The sequence below is a fragment of the Acinetobacter sp. V89_7 genome (assembly GCF_029967895.1).
GTDB classification, from domain to species: Bacteria; Pseudomonadota; Gammaproteobacteria; order Pseudomonadales; family Moraxellaceae; genus Acinetobacter; species Acinetobacter soli.
Map to the genome: position 1 here is coordinate 1 of NZ_JASCAJ010000010.1, position 2,541 is coordinate 2,541.

A 2,541-nucleotide genomic window follows, 5' to 3' on the forward strand; every position below is an offset into this window, starting at 1 on the left:
ATGATAGATAAAAGTGCAGCGACCCTAACGGAAGCGCTCTCCCAGATCCACGACGGTGCCACCATCCTGATTGGTGGTTTTGGAACAGCCGGTCAACCCGCCGAGCTGATTGACGGACTGATTGAACTAGGTCGCAAGAACCTGACCATCGTCAGCAACAATGCCGGCAATGGAGACTATGGACTGGCCAAGCTGCTAAAAACTGGCGCCGTTAAAAAGATCATCTGTTCCTTCCCACGTCAGGCCGACTCCTACGTATTTGACGAGCTATACCGTGCGGGCAAAATTGAACTCGAAATCGTGCCGCAGGGCAATCTGGCCTGCCGCATACAGGCCGCGGGGATGGGCTTAGGGCCGATCTACACCCCAACCGGTTTTGGCACCTTACTCGCAGAAGGTAAACCCACCCTGAACTTTGATGGCAAAGACTACGTACTGGAAAATCCGATCAAGGCCGATTTTGCCCTGATCAAAGCCTACAAGGGTGACCGCTGGGGCAATCTGGTCTATCGCAAATCAGCACGAAACTTCGGCCCGATCATGGCCATGGCCGCCAACGTGACCATCGCACAAGTGAGCGAAGTGGTGGCACTAGGAGAACTCGATCCGGAAAATGTGGTGACCCCAGGCATCTTTGTTCAACACGTTGTACCAGTCCAATCTACCCCAGCAAGCGCTGCACCATAAGGAGATCGAGATGAGTTATCACAAACTGACCCGTGACCAGATCGCCCAGCGCGTTGCCCAAGATATTCCGGAAGGCTCCTATGTCAATCTAGGGATTGGCCTGCCGACCAAGATTGCCAGCTATCTGCCTGCCGACAAAGACGTATTTCTACATTCAGAAAACGGACTGCTGGCCTTTGGCCCACCACCAGCGGCCGGCGAAGAAGATCCGGAACTGATCAACGCAGGCAAAGAATACGTAACCATGCTCGAAGGCGGTTGCTTCTTTCACCATGGCGACTCCTTCGCCATGATGCGCGGTGGACATCTGGATATCTGCGTACTAGGCGCATTCCAGATCGCCGCCAATGGAGACCTGGCCAACTGGCACACCGGTGCACCGGATGCCATACCGTCGGTCGGTGGAGCCATGGATCTTGCGGTTGGGGCAAAAAAAGTCTTTGTAACCACCGATCATGTCACCAAAAAAGGTGAGCCGAAGATTGTCGCTGAACTGACGTATCCAGCCACGGGCCAGAAATGTGTCGACCGGATCTACACCGACCTGTGCATCATCGATGTGGTGCCAGAAGGACTGAAAGTGATCGAGAAAGTCGAAGGTTTAAGCTTTGAAGAACTACAACGCCTGACCGGTGCAACACTGATCGATGCGACACAAGGCCAAGGATAACCGAATATGAAACATGCATACATCGTCGATGCGATCCGTACCCCGTTTGGCCGCTATGCAGGCGGATTGGCACCAGTACGTGCGGATGACCTCGGTGCAAGCCCGATTGCCGCCCTGATCGAACGCAACCCAAGCGTGAACTGGGCACAGGTCGATGACGTGATCTACGGCTGTGCCAATCAGGCAGGAGAAGACAACCGTAACGTTGGCCGTATGTCGGCACTGCTGGCAGGCCTACCGGTCGAAGTGCCGGCAACGACGGTCAACCGCCTGTGTGGCTCATCTCTGGATGCAATCGCCATGGCAGCACGTGCAATCAAAGCAGGCGAAGCCCATCTGATCATTGCAGGGGGTGTCGAAAGCATGAGCCGCGCACCGTATGTGATGGGGAAATCAGAAGGGGCGTTTGGACGCACCCAGAAGATAGAAGACACCACCATGGGATGGCGCTTCATCAATCCGAAGCTTAAAGCCATGTATGGTGTGGATACCATGCCGCAAACCGCAGAAAATGTGGCCGAGCAGTTTGGCATCCAGCGTGAAGACCAAGACCAGTTTGCCTACACCAGCCAGCAACGCACCGCGGCGGCACAGGCCAAAGGCTACTTTGCAAAAGAAATCGTGCCTGTCACGATTCCACAGCGCAAAGGAGAGCCGGTGGTGATCGCCACCGATGAGCATCCACGTGCCTCAACCACACTAGAGGGACTGGCCAAGCTAAAAGGCGTGGTAAAGCCGGAAGGTAGCGTGACAGCGGGCAATGCGTCAGGCATCAACGACGGTGCAGCAGCAGTTTTAATTGCATCAGATGAAGCGGTTGCACAATACCAGCTTAAAGCACGTGCCAAAATCATTGCCTCCACCACGGTGGGTATCGAGCCGCGCATTATGGGCTTCGCACCGGCACCGGCGATCAAAAAGCTACTTAAGCAGGCCAATCTGACACTTGATCAGATGGATGTGATTGAACTGAACGAAGCCTTTGCTGCACAGGCACTGGCCTGTACCCGAGACTTGGGGCTGGCAGATGATGATGCACGGGTGAATCCGAATGGCGGTGCAATTGCACTGGGTCATCCATTGGGTGCATCTGGTGCGCGTCTGGTGACGACGGCTTTAAACCAGCTTGAACAGTCGGGCGGTAAGTATGCGCTGTGTTCGATGTGTATCGGCGTGGGTCAGGG

The 2,541-nt window shown here is 55.0% G+C and carries 3 protein-coding genes; all 3 read left to right on the forward strand.

The window, feature by feature from the left end:
• Complete coding sequence (locus QLG00_RS01185; protein WP_004925451.1) at positions 1-687, forward strand: 3-oxoacid CoA-transferase subunit A; 687 nt, start codon at positions 1-3, stop codon at positions 685-687.
• 10 nt (positions 688-697) lie between these two features.
• A complete protein-coding gene (gene catJ, locus QLG00_RS01190; protein ID WP_025096269.1) occupies positions 698-1,357 on the forward strand; it encodes a 3-oxoadipate CoA-transferase subunit B CatJ in 660 nt (219 codons plus the stop codon).
• A 6-nt stretch (positions 1,358-1,363) separates the two neighbouring features.
• Positions 1,364-2,541, forward strand: a 1,178-nt coding sequence (pcaF, locus tag QLG00_RS01195; RefSeq protein WP_282470376.1) for a 3-oxoadipyl-CoA thiolase, incomplete at its 3' end; no start/stop codon positions are given.

Excerpts from the sequence above, each read along its gene's own strand:
- QLG00_RS01185 (WP_004925451.1), top strand. The coding sequence starts at position 1 with ATGATAGATAAAAGTGCAGCGACCCTAACGGAAGCGCTCTCCCAGATC.
- catJ (WP_025096269.1), top strand. The coding sequence starts at position 698 with ATGAGTTATCACAAACTGACCCGTGACCAGATCGCCCAGCGCGTTGCC.